This window comes from Klebsiella sp. 141153, assembly GCF_032601995.1.
GTDB classification, from domain to species: domain Bacteria; phylum Pseudomonadota; class Gammaproteobacteria; order Enterobacterales; family Enterobacteriaceae; genus Klebsiella; species Klebsiella aerogenes.
In genome coordinates, this window is the sequence record NZ_JAQIRJ010000002.1 from 273,935 (window position 1) to 292,377 (window position 18,443).

An 18,443-nucleotide genomic window follows, 5' to 3' on the forward strand; every position below is an offset into this window, starting at 1 on the left:
AGAAGCGAGCTTGCCGCAAAGTCATGAAATTGATGAAGACGATGTGCTGGTGGTACGCGATCTTAACGTCGCCTTTAGCCAGCAGCGGCAGCGCGTTTCCGCGGTGCGTAACCTATCGTTCAGCCTTCGCCGCGGCGAAACGCTGGCTATCGTCGGCGAGTCCGGTTCCGGAAAATCAGTGACCGCCCTGGCGCTGATGCGCCTGCTCGACGAGGCGGTCAGCGAGGTCAGCAGCGAGGCGTTGCTGCTACGTCGACGCAACCGTCAGGTGATTGATATTAATGCACAAACGGCGGGGCAGATGCGTCAGGTTCGCGGCGCGGACGTGGCGATGATTTTTCAGGAGCCGATGACCTCGCTGAACCCGGTATTCACCATCGGCGAACAGATTGCCGAATCTATCCGTCTCCATCAGGGGCTACGGCGTGACGAGGCGCTGCGGGAAGCCAAAAAGATGCTCGAGCGGGTGCGCATTCCGGAAGCGGCAGCGATGCTTTCACGCTATCCGCATCAGCTTTCCGGCGGCATGCGCCAGCGGGTGATGATCGCCATGGCGTTATCGTGTCGCCCGGCGGTACTGATTGCCGATGAACCCACCACCGCGCTGGACGTCACGATTCAGGCGCAGATCCTACAGCTTATCGCCGCGCTGCAAAAAGAGATGGCAATGGGGGTGATGTTTATCACTCACGATATGGGCGTGGTGGCGGAGATCGCCGATCGCGTGCTGGTGATGTATCGCGGCGAAGCCGTAGAAAGCGGGCGCGTCGACGATATTTTTCGCGCCCCGCAGCACCCTTATACCCGGGCGCTACTGGCGGCGGTGCCGAAGCTCGGCTCAATGCGCGGCAGCGATTTACCGCGGCGCTTCCCGCTGCTCAACGACGGTGTGACCCAGCAGCCGGAACAGAATACCGTGGTCGCCGGCAAACCGATTTTACAGGTGCGCGATTTGGTCGCGCGTTTCCCGATCCGCGGCGGTATTCTCAACCGCGTCACCCGCGAAGTACACGCGGTGGAAAAAGTGAGTTTCGATCTGTGGCCGGGCGAAACGCTGTCGCTGGTCGGCGAATCAGGCTGCGGTAAATCGACTACCGGGCGGGCGCTGCTGCGGCTGGTGGAAGCGCAGGGCGGCAGCATCACCTTTAACGGCCAGCGTATTGATGCGCTGTCCGGCGGCAAACTGCAGACGCTGCGCCGCGATATTCAGTTTATTTTTCAGGATCCTTACGCCTCGCTCGATCCGCGGCAGACGGTCGGGTATTCCATTATGGAGCCACTGCGCGTGCATGGTCTGCTGGAGGGAGACGCGGCTCGCGAACGCGTCGGCTGGCTGTTGCAGCGCGTGGGGCTGGAGGCGGAACACGCGTGGCGTTATCCGCATGAGTTTTCCGGCGGCCAGCGGCAGCGTATCTGTATCGCCCGTGCGCTGGCGCTCAATCCGAAAGTGGTGATCGCCGATGAGTCGGTGTCGGCGCTGGACGTGTCGATTCGCGCGCAGATTATTAATCTGCTGCTCGATTTACAGCGTGAAATGGGCATCGCATTTCTGTTTATTTCCCATGACATGGCGGTGGTGGAGCGCATCAGCCACCGCGTAGCGGTGATGTATCGCGGGCGGATTGTGGAGATTGGCCCGCGTCGCGCCGTGTTTGAGAACCCGCAGCATCCTTACACCCGTAAACTGATGGCGGCGGTGCCGGTCGCCGACCCGGCGCATCGTCAACCGCAGCGCGTATTGCTCTCTGACGAGTTGCCGGGGAATATCTATAAACCGGGAGAAGAAATCGACAGCGCGCCGTTACAGCTGGTAGCGCCGGGACATTATGTCGCCCGCGAGCCCGCCGATGTACTGAGCCGATAACAACCTAACGCACTCTTGCAGGAGCATAACAACATGACTCAACCTGTTACACGCAAATGGCTACTGGCGCTTGGCATCACCTCGGCGCTGGCGGCGACGCCGGCCTTCGCCGCGAAAGATGTGGTAGTGGCAGTCGGTTCCAACTTCACGACCCTCGATCCCTATGACGCGAACGATACCTTATCGCAGGCGGTGGCGAAGTCGTTTTATCAAGGCCTGTTCGGCCTTGATAAAGAGATGAAGCTGCAAAACGTGCTGGCGGAAAGTTATACCGTTTCGGCGGATGGGCTGGTGTATACCATCAAGCTGCACAGCGGGGTGAAATTCCAGGATGGCACCGATTTTAACGCCGAGGCGGTGAAAGCGAATCTCGACCGCGCCAGCAATCCGGATAACCATCTCAAACGCTATAACCTGTACAAGAATATCGCCAGCACCGAGGCGGTGGATCCGACGACGGTCAAAATCACGCTCAAACAACCGTTCTCGGCGTTTATCAATATCCTTGCCCATCCGGCGACGGCGATGATTTCGCCAGCGGCGCTGAAAAAATATGGCAAGGAGATTGGCTTCCACCCGGTAGGTACCGGGCCGTATAAGCTCGACACCTGGAATCAGACCGATTTCGTCAAGGTCAGCAAGTTTGACGGTTACTGGCAGCCGGGGCTGCCGAAGCTGGATTCCATTACCTGGCGCCCGGTAGTCGATAATAACACCCGTGCGGCGATGCTGCAGACCGGCGAGGCGCAGTTCGCCTTCCCGATCCCTTACGAGCAGGCGCCGCTGCTGGCGAAAAACAGCAAGCTGGAGCTGGTGGCCAGCCCGTCGATTATGCAGCGCTATATCAGCATGAACGTAACGCAGAAGCCGTTCGATAATCCGAAGGTGCGGGAAGCCATTAACTATGCGATTAACCGTCAGGCGCTGGTTAAGGTCGCGTTTGCCGGATACGCCACCCCGGCGACCGGCGTCGTGCCGCCTTCTATTGCCTACGCTCAGACTTACACCGCATGGCCTTACGACCCGGCGAAAGCCCGTCAGTTGCTGAAAGAAGCCGGTTTCCCTAACGGCTTCAGCACCACGCTGTGGTCATCGCATAATCACAGCACCGCGCAGAAGGTACTGCAGTTTACCCAGCAGCAGCTGGCGCAGGTGGGTATTAAAGCGCAGGTGACGGCGATGGATGCCGGACAGCGTGCGGCGCAGGTTGAAGGCAAGGGGCAGAAAGAGAGCGGGGTGCGGATGTTCTACACCGGCTGGTCAGCGTCGACTGGCGAAGCCGACTGGGCGCTGTCGCCGCTTTTCGCCTCACAAAACTGGCCGCCGACCCTGTTTAACACCGCGTTTTACAGCAATCCGCAGGTCGATAAAGACCTGAGCGAGGCGCTGAAAACGACCGATGCGCAACAGAAGACCAAACTCTATAAAGATGCGCAGGACATTATCTGGAAAGAGTCGCCGTGGGTGCCGCTGGTGGTGGAAAAGCTGGTGTCGGCGCATAGCAAAAACCTGACCGGGTTTTATATTCAGCCGGATACCGGTTTTAGCTTCGAGCAGGCGGATCTGACGCAGTGATAGTGCTTATGCTCACGCGTTCCCTCTGCCGAAATGGGAGGGGACGATGCTGAATTACGTTCTGAAGCGCCTGCTGGGGCTCATTCCGACGCTGTTTATCGTCGCCGTGCTGGTATTCCTGTTTGTGCATATGCTGCCGGGCGATCCGGCGCGGCTGATCGCCGGGCCGGAAGCCGATGCGCAGGTGGTGGCGATGGTACGCCAACAGCTGGGGCTCGATCAGCCGTTGCACGTGCAGTTCTGGCACTACATCACCAATGTATTGCAGGGTGATTTCGGTATCTCGATGGCTTCGCGCCGCCCGGTGACCAGCGAAATCGCCAGCCGCTTCATGCCGACGCTGTGGCTGACGCTTGCCAGCATGAGCTGGGCGGTGCTGTTCGGCATGGCGGCGGGCATCGCCGCGGCGGTGTGGCGCAATCGCTGGCCGGATCGGCTGGGGATGGCGCTGGCGGTAACCGGTATCTCCTTCCCGGCGTTCGCTCTCGGCATGCTGCTGATGCAGGTCTTTTCCGTTGAGCTGGGCTGGCTGCCGACGGTCGGCGCCGACAGCTGGCGGCACTATATTCTGCCGTCGTTGACCCTTGGCGCCGCGGTGGCATCGGTGATGGCGCGCTTTACCCGCGCGTCGTTCGTTGACGTGCTGCATGAGGATTACATGCGTACCGCGCGGGCTAAAGGGGTGAGCGAAACGCTGGTGGTGTTGAAGCATGGTCTGCGCAACGCGATGATCCCGGTAGTGACCATGATGGGTCTGCAGTTCGGTTTTCTGCTCGGCGGCTCCATTGTGGTGGAGAAGGTCTTCAACTGGCCGGGGCTTGGGCGACTGCTGGTCGATTCCGTGGAGATGCGCGACTACCCGGTGATTCAAGCGGAAGTGCTGCTATTTTCGCTGGAGTTCATTCTTATCAACTTAGTGGTGGACGTGTTGTATGCCGCCATTAACCCGGCTATCAGGTACAAGTAAGGTGCGATTGCTCAACTGGAGAAGGGAAGCGGTTATCAACGCCATGCCGGGCGTTAAGCCCGGACAGATCCGCACGCCGTGGCATGAGTTCTGGCGGCGTTTTCGTCACCAGCCGGTGGCGATGACGGCGGGGATATTTGTGTTGCTGCTGATTGTCGTCGCGATTATCGCGCCGTGGATAGCGCCGTATGACGCGGAAAACTATTTCGATTACGACCGCCTGAACGAAGGGCCATCAATGGTGCACTGGTTCGGCGTCGATTCGCTGGGGCGCGATATTTTCAGCCGGGTGCTGGTCGGCGCGCAGATTTCGCTGGCCGCCGGGGTACTGGCGGTGCTGATTGGCGCGCTGATTGGCACCGTGCTCGGCCTGCTGGCCGGGTACTACGAAGGCTGGTGGGACCGCATCACCATGCGCATCTGCGACGTGCTGTTTGCCTTCCCCGGCATTCTGTTGGCGATTGCGGTGGTGGCGGTGATGGGCAGCGGGATGGCCAACGTGATTATCGCGGTGGCGATATTCTCAATTCCGGCGTTCGCCCGCCTGGTGCGCGGCAATACGCTGGTGCTGAAGCAGCAGACGTTTATTGAGTCGGCGCGCAGTATTGGCGCCAGCGACACGACTATTCTGTTCAACCATATTTTGCCCGGTACGGTGTCGTCGATCGTGGTCTATTTTACCATGCGCATCGGCGTGTCGATTATCTCCGCCGCCAGCCTGTCGTTCCTCGGCCTTGGCGCGCAGCCGCCGACGCCGGAATGGGGGGCGATGCTGAATGAAGCGCGCGCGGATATGGTGATGGCGCCGCATGTGGCGTTATTCCCGGCAATCGCTATTTTCCTGACGGTGCTGGCGTTTAATCTATTGGGCGACGGCCTGCGCGATGCGTTGGATCCGAAGATAAAGGGGTAGGAGACAAGTACGGCGGTAGCAAAGTTGGTAATCCGGATAAGGCGCAAGCCGCTATCCGGATTATCCCAGCCTGCGCTACGCTTGGCAGGGCTACGGGTTTGAGCGGTTTGGTAGCCCGGATAAGGCGCAAGCCGCTATCCGGGTTATCCCAGCCTGCGCTACGCCTGGCAGGGCTACAGGTCTGAGCGGTTTGGTAGCCCGGATAAGGCGCAAGCCGCTATCCGGGTTATCCCAGCCTGCGCTACGCCTGGCAGGGCTACGGGTTTGAGCGGTAGGTAGCCCGGATAAGGCGCAAGCCGCTATCCGGGAAGCGGGATTAGACCCGGGTACCCCACAGGTCGTATTCGTCGGCGTGCTCGACTTTCACCCGCAGTACGTCGCCCGGTTTAACGTTGGTTTCACCGTTCAGATAGACCGCGCCGTCGATTTCCGGGGCATCGGCCATGCTGCGGCCAATCGCGCCTTCTTCATCGACTTCATCGACCAGCACCATAATTTCGCGGCCCACTTTTTCCTGCAGACGCTCGGCGGAAATCTGCTGTTGCAGCTGCATAAAGCGGTTCCAGCGCTCTTCTTTCACCTCTTCCGGTACCTGATCCGCCAGTTCGTTGGCGGTGGCGCCTTCAACCGGGCTGTACTTGAAGCAGCCCACGCGATCGAGGCGAGCTTCTTTCAGGAAGTCGAGCAGCATCTGGAAATCTTCTTCCGTTTCGCCCGGGAAACCGACGATAAAGGTGGAACGCAGGGTCAGATCCGGGCAGATCTCACGCCACTGTTTAATACGCGCCAGCTGACGGTCTGCGGAACCCGGGCGCTTCATCAGTTTCAGAATGCGCGGGCTGGCGTGCTGCAGCGGAATGTCGAGATACGGCAGGATCTTGCCTTCCGCCATCAGCGGGATCACATCGTCAACGTGCGGGTACGGATAGACGTAGTGCAGACGCACCCAAATGCCGAGTTTCGCCAGCTCTTCACACAGGCTGACCATACTGGTTTTCACCGGCATGCCGTTGTGGAAACCGGTACGGTGCTTGACATCAACGCCATAGGCGGAGGTGTCCTGCGAAATGACCAGCAGCTCTTTCACCCCGGCGTCCGCCAGGCGTTTGGCTTCCGCCAGCACTTCGCCAATCGGACGGCTCACCAGATCGCCGCGCATTGACGGGATAATGCAGAAGGTGCAGCGATGGTTGCAGCCTTCCGAGATTTTCAAGTACGCGTAGTGGCGCGGCGTCAGCTTGACGCCCTGTTCCGGCACCAGGCTGAGGAACGGGTTATGCTTCGGCTTCGGCGTATAGTGGTGAACGTGCTCCAGCACCTGCTCGTAGCTATGCGGACCGGTAATTTCCAGCACCTTCGGATGCACTTCGCGGATTTGATCTTCTTTCGCGCCGAGGCAGCCGGTAACGATCACTTTGCCGTTTTCTTTTAAGGCTTCGCCGATCGCTTCAAGCGACTCCTGCACGGCGCTGTCGATAAAGCCGCAGGTGTTGACGATAACCATATCGGCGTTGTCGTAGCTGGGAACCACGTCATACCCTTCGGTACGCAGTTCGGTGAGGATACGTTCTGAGTCTACCAGGTTTTTCGGGCAGCCCAGGGAGACGAAGCCGATTTTCGGCTGGTGCGTGACATTGCTCATAGCTTAAAAAATGTTCATTTATTGGAATGGTCAGGGCAGGAATTCTACAGATCTTTGCGAAAAAGAGTATAGCCAGGGGGCGATGAATGATGAAAAAGCTTTACGGCAAAAAAACTCGGCCATGGTATTCAAAACCATTATCTCATTTACATTGACCTTACGTTTAATAACATTCTGTTAACCTTGCCGATGGCCGGAGCCAAAACTGATAAAACCCATGCGGCAAGGAGCATAACAATGACCACGAGCAGTCCGCTGGCCCTCACGACATTACCCTTTACCCATCTGGATATTCCGCCGCAGCCATCGTCAATTCAGCATTCGCTGGAAGAGGGCAACGTCCTCTATTTACCGAATCTGGATTTTTCGCTGACTGCCGAAGAGCGCGAATTACTCAATACCGATTTAGTATCGCCGAAGCGTAAGAACATTAGCTACCAGCCGCAAAAGCGTGAAATTAAAGGCGTAGCGGACGCGGCGAAAGCCCCGGCGGTACTGCAGCTGACCGAACGTTACTATCAATCCACGTTGCGCCTGATTGATGCGCTACTGCCCGGATATCGCGAAGCGCTTTATCGCCCGCAAACCAGCCTGCGGCTGCATCCGATAACCGCCTGGCGCGACACGACCTCGTGGCGTAAAGATGATACCCGCCTGCACGTCGACGCTTTCCCGTCGCGCCCGGTTTATGGCGATCGCATTCTGCGCGTATTTTGCAACATCAATCCGCACGGTGAGCCGCGTTTGTGGCGCACCGGCGAACATTTTGAAACGCTCGCTGCGCGCTTCCTGCCGACGCTGAAACCGTGGTCGCCGTTCGCCAGCTGGCTGCAGTCGGCGGTGGGGATCACCAAAAGCAAACGTAGCCATTACGATCATCTGATGCTGGCGTTGCACGACAAAATGAAAAGTACGCCGGAATATCAACAGCACGGCGTACAGCAGGCGGTAGAGTTTGCCGCGGGGAGTACCTGGATCTGCTTTTCCGATCAAACGCCGCACGCGGCGATGGGCGGCCAGTTTATGCTGGAACAGACTTTCCAACTGCCGGTGAGCGCGATGCATAATCCGCAGTATTCACCGCTGAAGGTGCTGGAAAAGTTGATGAACCAGCCGCTGGTGAGATGAGCAACGCGGCGTGGCCTCTGAAGTTGTAACATTGTAAATAATGTTAATTGCTGTGGAATTATTGACCTTGCTCATAATTCCGCGCTAAAAATGACCATACTATGATTATGGTAATGGACGACAGAGGAGGACCGTGATGAGCGTTGACAGACGTTACACTAACCTTTTGAATAAGCTGATTAATGCCAATATCGATCTGGCGGCTTATCTCCAGCTTCGTAAAGCGAAAGGCTATATGTCAGTCAGCGAAAATGACCATCTGCGTGATAACTTGTTTGAGCTATGCCATGAACTGCGCGTACACGCGCCGCGTTTGCAGCACGCCATCGCGCCGGAAGAGATGGAAGCCTTCCGCCTTGCCGGCGAGTCCGTCGCTTCGGCGGCGGTTTGCCTGATGAGCGGGCATCATGATTGCCCGGCTTATATTGCCGTTAACGTAGAGAAGCTAGAACGCTGTCTGTCGGGATTGACGATGAATATTCACATTCTGAATAAATCCGCGCCAATTGCCCACGCCTGAATCCAGGGGGAGGCGACTCCCCCTGTTAAAGTTTATGTAAAAATCCCTGCCTGGCTGGCCACGCTGGCTACCCTTATCAGCAATGCTGACGAAAGGAGTGCGCCATGCGCCGATATCTCAAAATAACTCTCATGACTGTGCTGCTGCCCATGGCGGCGATGGCCGCCCCGCGCGTTGAGGTGCTGCAGGATAACCTCGACCACCCCTGGTCACTGGCATTTCTGCCGGACAATGAAGGCGTGCTGATTACCCTGCGCGGCGGCGAACTTAAACGCTGGCATCTCGATAAAGGATTATCGGCGCCCATTCGCGGCGTGCCGAAGGTGTGGGCCAACGGTCAGGGCGGCCTGCTGGATGTGGTGCTGGCGCCGGACTTTGCTCAGTCGCGCCGGGTATGGCTGAGCTATGCCGAAGCGGGCGAGGACGGCAAAGCGGGTACCGCGGTGGGGTACGGCCGCCTCAGCGCTGACCTGCAAACCCTGGAAGATTTTAAAACCGTTTTCCGCCAGCAGCCGAAGCTCTCCACTGGCAATCATTTTGGCGGGCGGATGGTCTTTGATGGCAAAGGGCATCTGTTTATTGGTTTAGGTGAAAACAATCAGCGCCCGACGGCGCAGGATCTCGATAAACTGCAGGGAAAAGTCGTGCGCCTGACTGACCAGGGGACAATACCCAAAGATAATCCTTTCGTCGGCCGTACAGGCATCAGACCGGAGATTTGGGCTTACGGTGTTCGCAACCCGCAGGGAATGGCGATGAATCCGTGGAGCGATACGCTGTGGCTGAACGAGCACGGCCCGCGCGGCGGCGATGAGATCAATATTCCCCAGGCCGGGAAAAACTACGGCTGGCCGCTGGCGACGCACGGCATTAACTATAGCGGCCAACCTATCCCGGAAGCTAAAGGAAAGAGCGCGCCGAATACCGAGGCGCCGCTGCATGTCTGGCCCGTTTCCCCGGCGCTGAGCGGCATGGCGTTTTACAACGCGCCGACTTTCCCGCAGTGGCGACATAAGTTGTTTATCGGCGCGCTGAAGGATGAATCTTTGATTGTGCTCTCGGTTGACGGCAATACTCTCAGCGAGGAGACGCGGCTATTAAAAGATCGCGGCAAACGCATTCGTGATGTGCGCGTCGGGCCCGACGGTTACCTGTACCTGTTAACCGACGAGCCTGACGGTGAACTGCTCAAGGTCAGCCCGGAGTGAGCCCTCAGGTAACCGGGATCATGACCACATCGCGGAAGGCCTGACGCTGCTGGATTTGCTGGTACCAGCGCTGTAGATGGGGCCGCGGCTGCCAGCTGTCGACGATGGACAGCAGGTTATAAACGAACGGCGCCACCGCAACATCGCCAAGGCCGAACTCATCGCCGGAGAGCCAGGCATGCTTCGCCAGTTCATCGTCGAGCATGGCGAACAGCCCTTCGCAGGCGTTAATCCCCGCGTCGATTGCTGCCGGATCGCGCTGGGCCGGCGGCGTTCTGACCAGCCCCATTAATACCGGACGGTGCGCCGGCGACAGCGTGGCATTGGCCCAGTCCATCCATTTTTCCCCCTGCGCGCGCTGCGCAGGCGACTCTACCCACAGCCGGTTTTGCCCGTATTGAGCGGCAAGATAGCGAATAATGGCGTTGGATTCCCACAGCACCAGCCCATTGGTATCGTCTTTGAGTAGCGGCACCAGGCCGTTCGGGTTCATCGCCAGATACTCCGGGTCGTGATTGAGACCATACTCCAGCCCCGCCAGAATCTGCTGATAAGGAAGATCCAGTTCCGCCAGCACCCAGCGTACTTTCTTCACGTTGGTCGAGTTATTTCTGCCCCATAACGTAATCATATCCGCTCCTGCATGTTATTTAATCGCCGTTGCAACATGGTGAGCAATCATGTTGGAATAAAGTTAATATTAAGGCAATCACGATCAAAAAAATTGCCTTGTTTTCAGCAGGCAGCGGCGTTATTGCGTAAACTTTAAAAACTTTACCAACTCGCTGTTTCTTTAAGGTCATTTGTACGCTTTACTCACCGCCTTGTGCTGTGCGGCAAGAGTGTTGCGGCATATTTTGTTTGGAAAGGATACTTGGGTGGCTCTTATGACGCATGATGCTTTTTCCCTTCGCGGCCTCGCGGCAGGCTGCGCGCTTTTACTTCTCGTGGCCCCTGCGGTGCAGGCGGCGGATCAACTTCCGGATGCGCCATCGATTGATGCGCGAGCCTGGATCCTGATGGACTATGCCAGCGGCAAAGTATTGAGTGAAGGCAACGCCGACGAGAAACTCGACCCGGCCAGCCTGACCAAAATCATGACCAGCTACGTGGTAGGCCAGGCGCTGAAAGCAGGCAAAATCAAACTGACCGATACGGTCACCGTCGGTCGCGATGCGTGGGCCACGGGCAACCCGGCGCTGCGCGGCTCCTCGGTGATGTTCCTGAAGCCAGGCATGCAGGTATCGGTTGAAGACCTCAATAAGGGCGTGATAATCCAGTCTGGTAACGATGCCAGCATCGCCATTGCGGATTATGTCGCCGGCAGCCAGGATTCGTTTGTCAACCTGATGAACGGCTACGCGCAGAAAATCGGCCTGACTAACACCACCTTTAAAACCGTCCACGGCCTGGATGCGCCGGGGCAGTTCAGCACCGCTCGCGACATGGCGCTGCTGACCAAAGCAATGATTCATGATGTGCCGGAAGAGTACGCGGTACACAAAGAAAAAGAGTTCACCTTCAATAAAATCCGCCAGCCCAACCGCAACCGTCTGCTGTGGAGCACCAACCTCAATGCCGATGGCGTGAAAACCGGCACCACCGCTGGCGCGGGTTACAACCTGGTCTCTTCCGCAACGCAGGGCGATATGCGCCTTATCGCGGTGGTGCTGGGCACTAAAACCGACCGTATCCGCTTTAACGAGTCCGAAAAACTGCTGACCTGGGGCTTCCGTTTCTATGAAACCGTCACCCCAATCAAACCGGATGCCACCTTTATTTCCCAGCGCGTATGGTTCGGCGACAGTAATGAAGTCAAACTGGGCGCCGGCGAAGCCGGTTCGGTGACCATTCCTCGCGGGCAGTTGAAAAACCTGAAAGCGAGCTACAGCCTGACGGAACCGCAGCTCACCGCGCCGCTGACGAAAGGGCAGGTGGTGGGCACCATCGACTTTAAGCTCAATGATAAAACCATTGAACAGCGTCCGCTGATCGTTATGGAAGAAGTGAAAGAGGGCGGCTTCTTCAGCCGCATGGTCGACTTCGTGCTGATGAAACTGCACGGCTGGTTCGGCAGCTGGTTCTCTTAACAGACAGACCGCGCCCGACGGGGCGCGGTTAGTACAGCAGTGATATTTGCTTATCTTTCGCCAGCGCCAACAGATCGTCATCCGGACGAACGTCGCTGGCGATGACGTCAAAACGCGATAACTCCCCCATCCGCGCCGGCCGCACTTTGCCAAACTTGCTATGATCGACCACCAGCACATGGTAGCGAGCATTATTCATGGCCCAGTGTTTCACCGGCAGCTCTTCCAGGTTATAGCAGGTCGCTCCCTGCTCGCAGTCGATACCGGCGGCAGAATAGTAGGCGATATCCGGGCTGAGGTGGCTCAGGGTTTCCTGCAGACTGAGCGGCAAAAAGATGGCATTACTGGCGTGGAATTCGCCGCCGCACAGAATAGCGCGGCACAGCGGTTTTTCCTGCAGGGCGAGAAAGGTATTTAACGAGTAGCACACGCCGGTAAACGGCAGCTCGTTATCGATGGCGTCGATTATCCATGGCGTCGTGGTGCCGCAGTCAAAAAAGGCCATCTGATGCGCTTCAAGCAGCCCGGCGGCATGGCGCGCAGCGCGGCGCTTTTCATCCACCAGACGGGTTTTCTGATCGCTCAGCAGGTAGTGCGTGGCGCTACGCGGTTCCAGCACGATGTAACCGCCCAACAGCACCACCGGGCCGCTGTGGCCGTTCAAATCGCGACGAATGGTCATTTCTGATACGCCAAGCAGCGAAGCTGCTTCTTTCAGGTGAAGTTTATCGCTGCGCTTGAGTGCCTGAATGAGCTGGTTAATGCGTTCGTCACGACGAGTTTCCATATACCCTCTGAGCTAAAATCGCCCTGCAAGGGCAGGGCGTCAGCTTGATTTTACCCGGCGGCGAGGGGTTCGTCACCTGTCAGACGTTAGCCGCGTACCCAGCCTTTACGAATCGGCAGCGAGAAGCAGAGACGATACAGGCGCTGCAGCCATTGGTAGAGGCCATGACCGCCGCTCTGCCACAGCAGTTGCGCGCCAAGGCAGCCGCACATGCCGGCCAGCAGCCCGCCCAACATATCCAGCGGCCAGTGTACTCCCAGATAGACGCGTGACCATGCAATCGCCGAAGCGATGACCAGCAGCAGCACGCCGGACCACACGCGGTGCCAGAACAAAAACGCCAGCGCGAAGGTAAAGATGACGGTGCCGTGATCGCTTGGGAATGAGTCATCCGCCGCATGATGCAGGAAATTGTAGCCGACGCCGTCAACAAACGGCCGGTCATGCGGAAACAGATGACCGATAACCCACGAAATAGACAGGCTCAGGGCCAGGGCCAGCATGACCTTGAATACCAGTTGACGCTGGTTTGGCCCCCACAGCCACAGCGCCACCACCAGCAGCGGCACAATGATAATTAAGTCTTTGGCAATAAACGTGGCGACCTCAATTGCCCACCACGAGGAGGCCGGGGTGGCGTTAATCAGGGCAAACAGCGCGTAGTTGATATTTTCCAGCATGCTTCCAGTCTCTGGTTACGATAGCAATAAGCCGCTCACCTTATTGAAAGGTAACGATGGGGTAAAGCAGCATTGTCTTAATTATCAGTTTGTTACGAAATATAGCCGTGAGATGCCCTTGCCGGTATTTCGCCATAGCAAGTATATCGGCTGTAATCTCATTGAAACATAAACGAAATATAAATATTCGTTTCATGCCGGACTGCGGGCTGGCGATATTTTTCATTGTCACTCACAATTCACTATCTCCACGGGTCGACTTTCATTAAACTTTGCGCGATTTTTTTTTAATTAAGAGATTGCATGCAGAATTATTCGCTATCAGGTAAACGCCTCGGTCGTCAGGCGTTGCTGTTCCCGCTGTGCCTTGTGTTATATGAATTCTCCACCTATATCGGCAACGATATGATCCAACCGGGTATGCTCGCGGTGGTGCAGGAGTTTCAGGTCGGCAATGAGTGGGTCCCCACCTCTATGACCGCCTATCTGGCGGGGGGGATGTTTTTGCAGTGGCTGCTGGGGCCGCTGTCGGATCGTATTGGCCGCCGCCCGGTGATGCTGACCGGGGTGGTGTGGTTTATCGTCACCTGTCTGGCGACGCTGCTGGCGCAAACCATTGAGCAATTTACCCTGCTGCGTTTCCTGCAGGGCATCAGCCTGTGCTTTATCGGCGCGGTGGGATATGCGGCTATCCAGGAGTCGTTTGAGGAGGCGGTGTGTATCAAAATCACCGCCCTGATGGCTAACGTCGCGCTGATTGCGCCGCTGCTCGGGCCGCTGGTCGGCGCCGCCTGGGTGCATATGCTGCCGTGGGAGATGATGTTCGTGCTGTTCGCCGTGCTGGCTGCCATCTCCTTTGTCGGGCTACAGCGGGCGATGCCGGAAACGGCGACGCGGATGGGGGAAAAACTGTCGGTAAAAGAGCTGGGGCGCGACTATCGTCTGGTGTTGAAAAACCTGCGCTTTGTCGCCGGGGCGCTGGCGACCGGTTTTGTTAGCCTGCCGCTGCTGGCGTGGATTGCGCAATCGCCGGTCATTATTATTAGCGGCGAGCAGGCCACCAGCTATGAGTACGGTATGCTGCAGGTGCCGATTTTCGGCGCGCTGATCGCCGGCAACCTGGTACTGGCGCGTCTGACTTCACGCCGTTCGGTACGCTCGCTGATTATTATGGGCGGCTGGCCGATAATGTTTGGCCTGCTTCTGTCGGCGGCGGCCACGGTCGTCTCGTCCCATGCTTATCTGTGGATGACCGCCGGTCTGAGCTTCTACGCTTTCGGGATTGGTCTGGCTAACGCCGGGCTGGTGCGCTTAACGCTGTTCGCCAGCGAGATGAGTAAAGGAACGGTTTCGGCGGCGATGGGCATGCTGCAGATGCTGATCTTTACCGTGGGCATTGAGCTTAGCAAGCATGCTTATGAGCTTGGCGGTAACGGCCTGTTCAGCCTGTTTAACCTGCTGGGCGGGGTGCTATGGCTGGGGCTGATTATTTACTTCCTGAAAGATAAAAGCGTCGGCAGTTCGCAGCAGGCGTGATACGTAGCAAACCCGGATGCCCAAAGGCATCCGGGGATTCATCAGGCGAACGGCGCTTCGCGATTCAATACCTTATCGATAATCTGCAATACGCCTTCTTCGTTATTATGCGGCGCATGATGGCTGGCGACGGCTTTGACCTCCGCTTTGGCATTCGCCATGGCGAAGCCAAAGCCGGCATGCTGCAACATTTCAATATCATTGCCGCTATCGCCGAAGGCCACCACTTCATGATTATCAATACCCCAGCGCTCCTGCAAAATGCGCAGGCCGTTGGCTTTATGCACGCCAGGGATGATTAAATCGATACTGCCGTAACCGGTGGCGACGGCGGTAACCATATCGCCCAGCGCCGCGTGTAGCTTCGGCTGAATTTGCGGAATCAGATGATCCGGCACGTTCAGGCCGAATTTGAGGATCGCGTCATCGAGATGGTTAAAATCATCCACCAGTTCGAGACGGTGATAGTACTTCGCCGCCACCGCTTTTAGCTCGTCATTATAGCTATTGAGCGTATAGGCGCTGCGTTTGCCGCAGGCGATAATTTCGATATGCGGCAGCGTTTGCAGGTGGTCGACGACGGCGTTGAAATGCGTCGTCGGCAGCTGGCAGTTAAAGATATCCTCTTTACCGCTTACTACCCAACCGCCGTTTTCGGCGACGAAGGCGATTTCATCGACCAGCTCCGGGAAGAACGATATCAGCTGGTAATACTGGTTGCCGCTGGCGACCACGAAGCGAATGCCCTGTTCGCGCATGCGCTGATACTGCGCCAGAAAACGTGGGCGATTATAGGTTTTGGCATCGCTTAAAAAGGTGCCGTCCATGTCTACCGCAATCAGTTTGATGCTCATTAACTATTCTCCATCACAGGTTCGGGCTGCGGTTTAGCTACCGCGCGGGCTACCAGCGCCGCCACCATGACTAGTCCCAGTACTACCATCATGGCGCTACGCAGGCCAAAGTGTTCGCCAAGGAAGCCCAGCAGCGGCGGCCCGACGAGAAAAGCCAGATAGCCGGTAATCGCCACGACGCTTACACGTTTAGGCGCATCCGGGCCGGTATCGCTGGCGGCGGAAATGGTGAGCGGAAAACCAAGCGACGCGCCGAGCCCCCACAGCAGTACCGATACCCCGGCGACCCAGGTGCTGTCGACAAAAATAATCAGCCCGATGCCCAGCGCGCCCATTACCGCGCTGGCGCGTACCACGGCGACGCGGCTGTAGCGGTCGATAAACCAGCCGCCGGTGAAGCGGCCGAGGGTCATGCCGAGGGTGAAACCGGCGTAAATCAGCGAACCGGAAGTGGGGCTAAAGCCATGGCCGTCGACCATCAGCAGCGGCAGCCAGTCGTTGGCGGAACCTTCGGCAAAGGCCATCGCCAGCACGATTACGCCGATCAGCAATAGCTGCGCGTCGCGCCAGACCGGTAGGCCTTTGGCCTCGCTATGGGCGGATTCGGCGGCGTTTTTGCCGGTACCGTCGGGGATGGCGCGAATGGCGATAAGGATAGGGGCAATCGCTACCAGCGCGGCGATCAGAATATGCGGCGCGGCGGGCAGGCCAAAACCGGTCACCGCCATACCGATGCCGGCGCCCACCAGGGTGCCGAAGCTATAAAAACCGTGCATCATCGGCAGTACGGTTTTATTCATTTCCCGTTCAACGGCGGCGCCTTCGACGTTAATCGCCACTTCCGCCGAGCCGAAGCTGGCGCCGAAGATAGCCAGCCCGAAGGCGAACAGCGGCGCGGAGGCGAGCCACAGCGCGAGGCTTAGCACCAGCATGCCCGCCACGGCGCATAACATGGTGGTGCGGATAACTTTACGGGTACCGAAGCGCTTCACCAGCCATGCTGAACAGAGAATACCGCTCATCGAACCAATCGACAGGCCAAATAGCACCATTCCCATTTCAGCAGTGGAAAGGGTTAGTAAATCGCGAATCGCGGGCGTACGGGTGGCCCAGGAGGCCATCAATAAGCCGGGAATAAAAAAGAACATAAATAGCGCCCACAGCCGAAGCTGGAGGGCTTTGCGAGAAGTTTGCGCCGTCATCCATAAACGCCCGAGAAAGAAGAGTTGCAGACAACAGTAGCAAGGTTGTGTACATTTGTACACATTCCGCTATCGCTTGACCTGCGTAGCGCACAGAGGGGAAAAACACACCGATGACCCGCAGACCGAACGATCCGCAGCGGCGCGAGCGCATCCTGCAGGCGACGCTGGATACCATCGCCGCGCACGGAATTCATGCGGTAACGCACCGTAAAATCGCCAGCTGCGCCGGGGTACCGCTGGGCTCGCTGACCTATTATTTTAGCGGTATTGAGGCGCTGATTGAGGAAGCGTTTCGTAACTTCACCGTCGAAATGTCGGCGCAGTATCAGCAATTCTTCAACGGCGTCGGTAGCCGCGAGCAGGCCTGCGACGCTATCGCCGAGCTTATCTTCAGCGCCCAGGTGACCACCGCGCGCAATATGGAGTTAATGTACCAGCTATACGCGTTTTGCAGCAGCCGACCGGCGCTGAAAGCGGTCATGCAGAGCTGGATGCTACGCAGCCAGCAGACGCTGGAGCAGTGGTTTGAACCGGCGACGGCGCGCGGGCTGGATGCGTTTATCGAGGGGATGACGCTACACTTCGTGACCGATAGCGCGCCGCTGTCGAAAGCGGCCATTCGCCTGATGGTCGGGCGGCTGGCGGGGGAGAATAGCGCTAGCTAAGCGTCGCCCCCGCGGTGACGTTAACCACCGTGGCGGTCATCGCCGCTGCCGACGGTGAGGCGAGAAAGGTGATGACCCCGGCTATCTGCGCGAGCGTCGGCAACCGCTGTAGCATCGTGCCGTGCGCCGCACCGCCAAGCCACTGTTCAACGCTCAAGCCCAGCGCCTGCGCTTTAGGCGCAAACACCTCGGCAGTATAAGAACCCGCCAGCACCGCATCCGCTATCGCGTGTGACCGCACGCCGAGCACGCGGATATTTTTCGCCCCCAGTTCGCTGGCCAGCGCTTTGATAAAGGCTTCCATTGCGGCGCAGCCGACGATATGGCCAAGGTGTCCAGGAACGGCCATCGTCGCAGAAGGAGGAATAGTGGTAATTATGACGCCCTCGCGTTCGCCACCCATCCACGGCGCTACAGCCTTAGCAATAGTAAATTGGGCATCAAGAAAGGGGACAAAACCCTGGCGATACTCGGCAAGGGATAATTGTGCCAGCGTTTTCCCCTGATCGTGGAGAAAGCCGGTGGCATTAACTACGATATCAATCCCGCCGGTTCTCCCGGCCAGGTTGGCCACCTGCCCGGCGGTTTGCCCGCCATCCAGCACATCCAGTTGCAGAGTCTCGACGATACCTCCAGCGGCGCGAACCTCAGCCGCTGCCTTTTCCAGCTTATCCGCCTGCCGGGCGGCCAGAAAGATCTGTGCGCCTTCTTTCGCCATGGCAAGCGCCGTCGCGCGGCCAATCGCGCCGCTGCCGCCGAAAATCACCACGGTCTTATCTTTAAGCAACATGAAGAGCGCCTTATGTGGG

General features: G+C 57.8%; 17 protein-coding genes. 10 read left to right on the top strand and 7 right to left on the bottom strand.

The features are described 5' to 3' along the window. Positions 1 to 10: 10 nt before the first annotated feature. From gsiA to gsiD, 4 genes are read left to right on the top strand one after another with little or no spacing between them, the layout of a single operon-like run. Positions 11 to 1,864 carry a glutathione ABC transporter ATP-binding protein GsiA gene (gene gsiA, locus PGS10_RS04340; RefSeq protein WP_045395007.1) on the top strand — a complete coding sequence of 618 codons (1,854 nt, stop codon included), beginning with the start codon at positions 11 to 13 and terminating at the stop codon, positions 1,862 to 1,864. Between the two features lie 33 nt (positions 1,865 to 1,897). Then, complete coding sequence (gene gsiB, locus PGS10_RS04345; RefSeq protein ID WP_316422481.1) at positions 1,898 to 3,439, top strand: glutathione ABC transporter substrate-binding protein GsiB; 1,542 nt, start codon at positions 1,898 to 1,900, stop codon at positions 3,437 to 3,439. 46 nt (positions 3,440 to 3,485) lie between these two features. Continuing rightward, on the top strand, positions 3,486 to 4,406 hold the full coding sequence (gsiC, locus tag PGS10_RS04350) for a glutathione ABC transporter permease GsiC (protein ID WP_020079290.1): 921 nt from the start codon (positions 3,486 to 3,488) through the stop codon (positions 4,404 to 4,406). 1 nt (position 4,407) lies between these two features. Continuing rightward, positions 4,408 to 5,319, top strand: coding sequence for a glutathione ABC transporter permease GsiD (gene gsiD / locus PGS10_RS04355; RefSeq protein ID WP_047049077.1), 912 nt, complete (start codon positions 4,408 to 4,410; stop codon positions 5,317 to 5,319). Positions 5,320 to 5,635: 316 nt separating this feature from the next. On the opposite strand, the gene rimO is transcribed toward gsiD, so the two are convergent. Next, entirely contained in the window at positions 5,636 to 6,961 is a 1,326-nt protein-coding gene (gene rimO / locus PGS10_RS04360) for a 30S ribosomal protein S12 methylthiotransferase RimO (RefSeq protein WP_047049075.1), read from the bottom strand. A 237-nt stretch (positions 6,962 to 7,198) separates the two neighbouring features. Here rimO and PGS10_RS04365 point away from each other — a divergent pair, with 237 nt between their 5' ends. The 3 genes from PGS10_RS04365 (at position 7,199) to PGS10_RS04375 (ending at position 9,817) form a co-directional block, all read left to right on the top strand. Then, positions 7,199 to 8,089, top strand: coding sequence for a Kdo hydroxylase family protein (locus PGS10_RS04365; RefSeq protein WP_045396376.1), 891 nt, complete (start codon positions 7,199 to 7,201; stop codon positions 8,087 to 8,089). 136 nt (positions 8,090 to 8,225) lie between these two features. Then, positions 8,226 to 8,609, top strand: coding sequence for a biofilm formation regulator BssR (gene bssR / locus PGS10_RS04370; RefSeq protein WP_045364588.1), 384 nt, complete (start codon positions 8,226 to 8,228; stop codon positions 8,607 to 8,609). 104 nt (positions 8,610 to 8,713) lie between these two features. Then, positions 8,714 to 9,817, top strand: a complete 1,104-nt coding sequence (locus PGS10_RS04375) for a PQQ-dependent sugar dehydrogenase (protein ID WP_289577073.1) — start codon at positions 8,714 to 8,716, stop codon at positions 9,815 to 9,817. Positions 9,818 to 9,821: 4 nt separating this feature from the next. Here PGS10_RS04375 and PGS10_RS04380 read toward each other — a convergent pair whose 3' ends face one another. After that, positions 9,822 to 10,448 (bottom strand): glutathione S-transferase family protein, encoded by a 627-nt coding sequence (locus PGS10_RS04380; RefSeq protein WP_045396367.1) that lies wholly within the window; start codon positions 10,446 to 10,448, stop codon positions 9,822 to 9,824. A 256-nt stretch (positions 10,449 to 10,704) separates the two neighbouring features. Here PGS10_RS04380 and dacC point away from each other — a divergent pair, with 256 nt between their 5' ends. Then, a complete protein-coding gene (gene dacC, locus PGS10_RS04385) occupies positions 10,705 to 11,907 on the top strand; it encodes a serine-type D-Ala-D-Ala carboxypeptidase (RefSeq protein ID WP_047064992.1) in 1,203 nt (400 codons plus the stop codon). 28 nt (positions 11,908 to 11,935) lie between these two features. On the opposite strand, the gene deoR is transcribed toward dacC, so the two are convergent. Continuing rightward, on the bottom strand, positions 11,936 to 12,694 hold the full coding sequence (gene deoR / locus PGS10_RS04390; RefSeq protein WP_316422483.1) for a DNA-binding transcriptional repressor DeoR: 759 nt from the start codon (positions 12,692 to 12,694) through the stop codon (positions 11,936 to 11,938). Positions 12,695 to 12,780: 86 nt separating this feature from the next. Beyond that, positions 12,781 to 13,374 (bottom strand): undecaprenyl-diphosphate phosphatase, encoded by a 594-nt coding sequence (ybjG, locus tag PGS10_RS04395; protein ID WP_045396360.1) that lies wholly within the window; start codon positions 13,372 to 13,374, stop codon positions 12,781 to 12,783. A 303-nt stretch (positions 13,375 to 13,677) separates the two neighbouring features. Here ybjG and kdeA point away from each other — a divergent pair, with 303 nt between their 5' ends. Beyond that, the gene (gene kdeA, locus PGS10_RS04400) at positions 13,678 to 14,910 is read left to right on the top strand and encodes a multidrug efflux MFS transporter KdeA (RefSeq protein ID WP_015367543.1); all 1,233 of its coding nucleotides are present in this window, start codon (positions 13,678 to 13,680) and stop codon (positions 14,908 to 14,910) included. A gap of 41 nt (positions 14,911 to 14,951) precedes the next feature. Here the strand turns inward: kdeA and PGS10_RS04405 are convergent, their stop codons facing one another. Both PGS10_RS04405 and PGS10_RS04410 read right to left on the bottom strand, forming a co-directional pair. Further along, positions 14,952 to 15,764: a Cof-type HAD-IIB family hydrolase gene (locus PGS10_RS04405; protein ID WP_045396350.1), complete on the bottom strand. Its 813-nt coding sequence runs from the start codon at positions 15,762 to 15,764 to the stop codon at positions 14,952 to 14,954. Next, the gene (locus PGS10_RS04410; protein ID WP_045396346.1) at positions 15,764 to 16,966 is read right to left on the bottom strand and encodes an MFS transporter; all 1,203 of its coding nucleotides are present in this window, start codon (positions 16,964 to 16,966) and stop codon (positions 15,764 to 15,766) included. The genes PGS10_RS04405 and PGS10_RS04410 overlap by 1 nt, the downstream gene beginning before the upstream one ends. 113 nt (positions 16,967 to 17,079) lie before the next feature. Here PGS10_RS04410 and PGS10_RS04415 point away from each other — a divergent pair, with 113 nt between their 5' ends. Beyond that, complete coding sequence (locus tag PGS10_RS04415; protein ID WP_045396344.1) at positions 17,080 to 17,634, top strand: TetR/AcrR family transcriptional regulator; 555 nt, start codon at positions 17,080 to 17,082, stop codon at positions 17,632 to 17,634. Here PGS10_RS04415 and PGS10_RS04420 read toward each other — a convergent pair. Next, a complete protein-coding gene (locus tag PGS10_RS04420) occupies positions 17,627 to 18,424 on the bottom strand; it encodes an SDR family NAD(P)-dependent oxidoreductase (RefSeq protein ID WP_289577066.1) in 798 nt (265 codons plus the stop codon). The two genes, PGS10_RS04415 and PGS10_RS04420, sit on opposite strands and share 8 nt — an antisense overlap. Positions 18,425 to 18,443 lie beyond the last annotated feature (19 nt).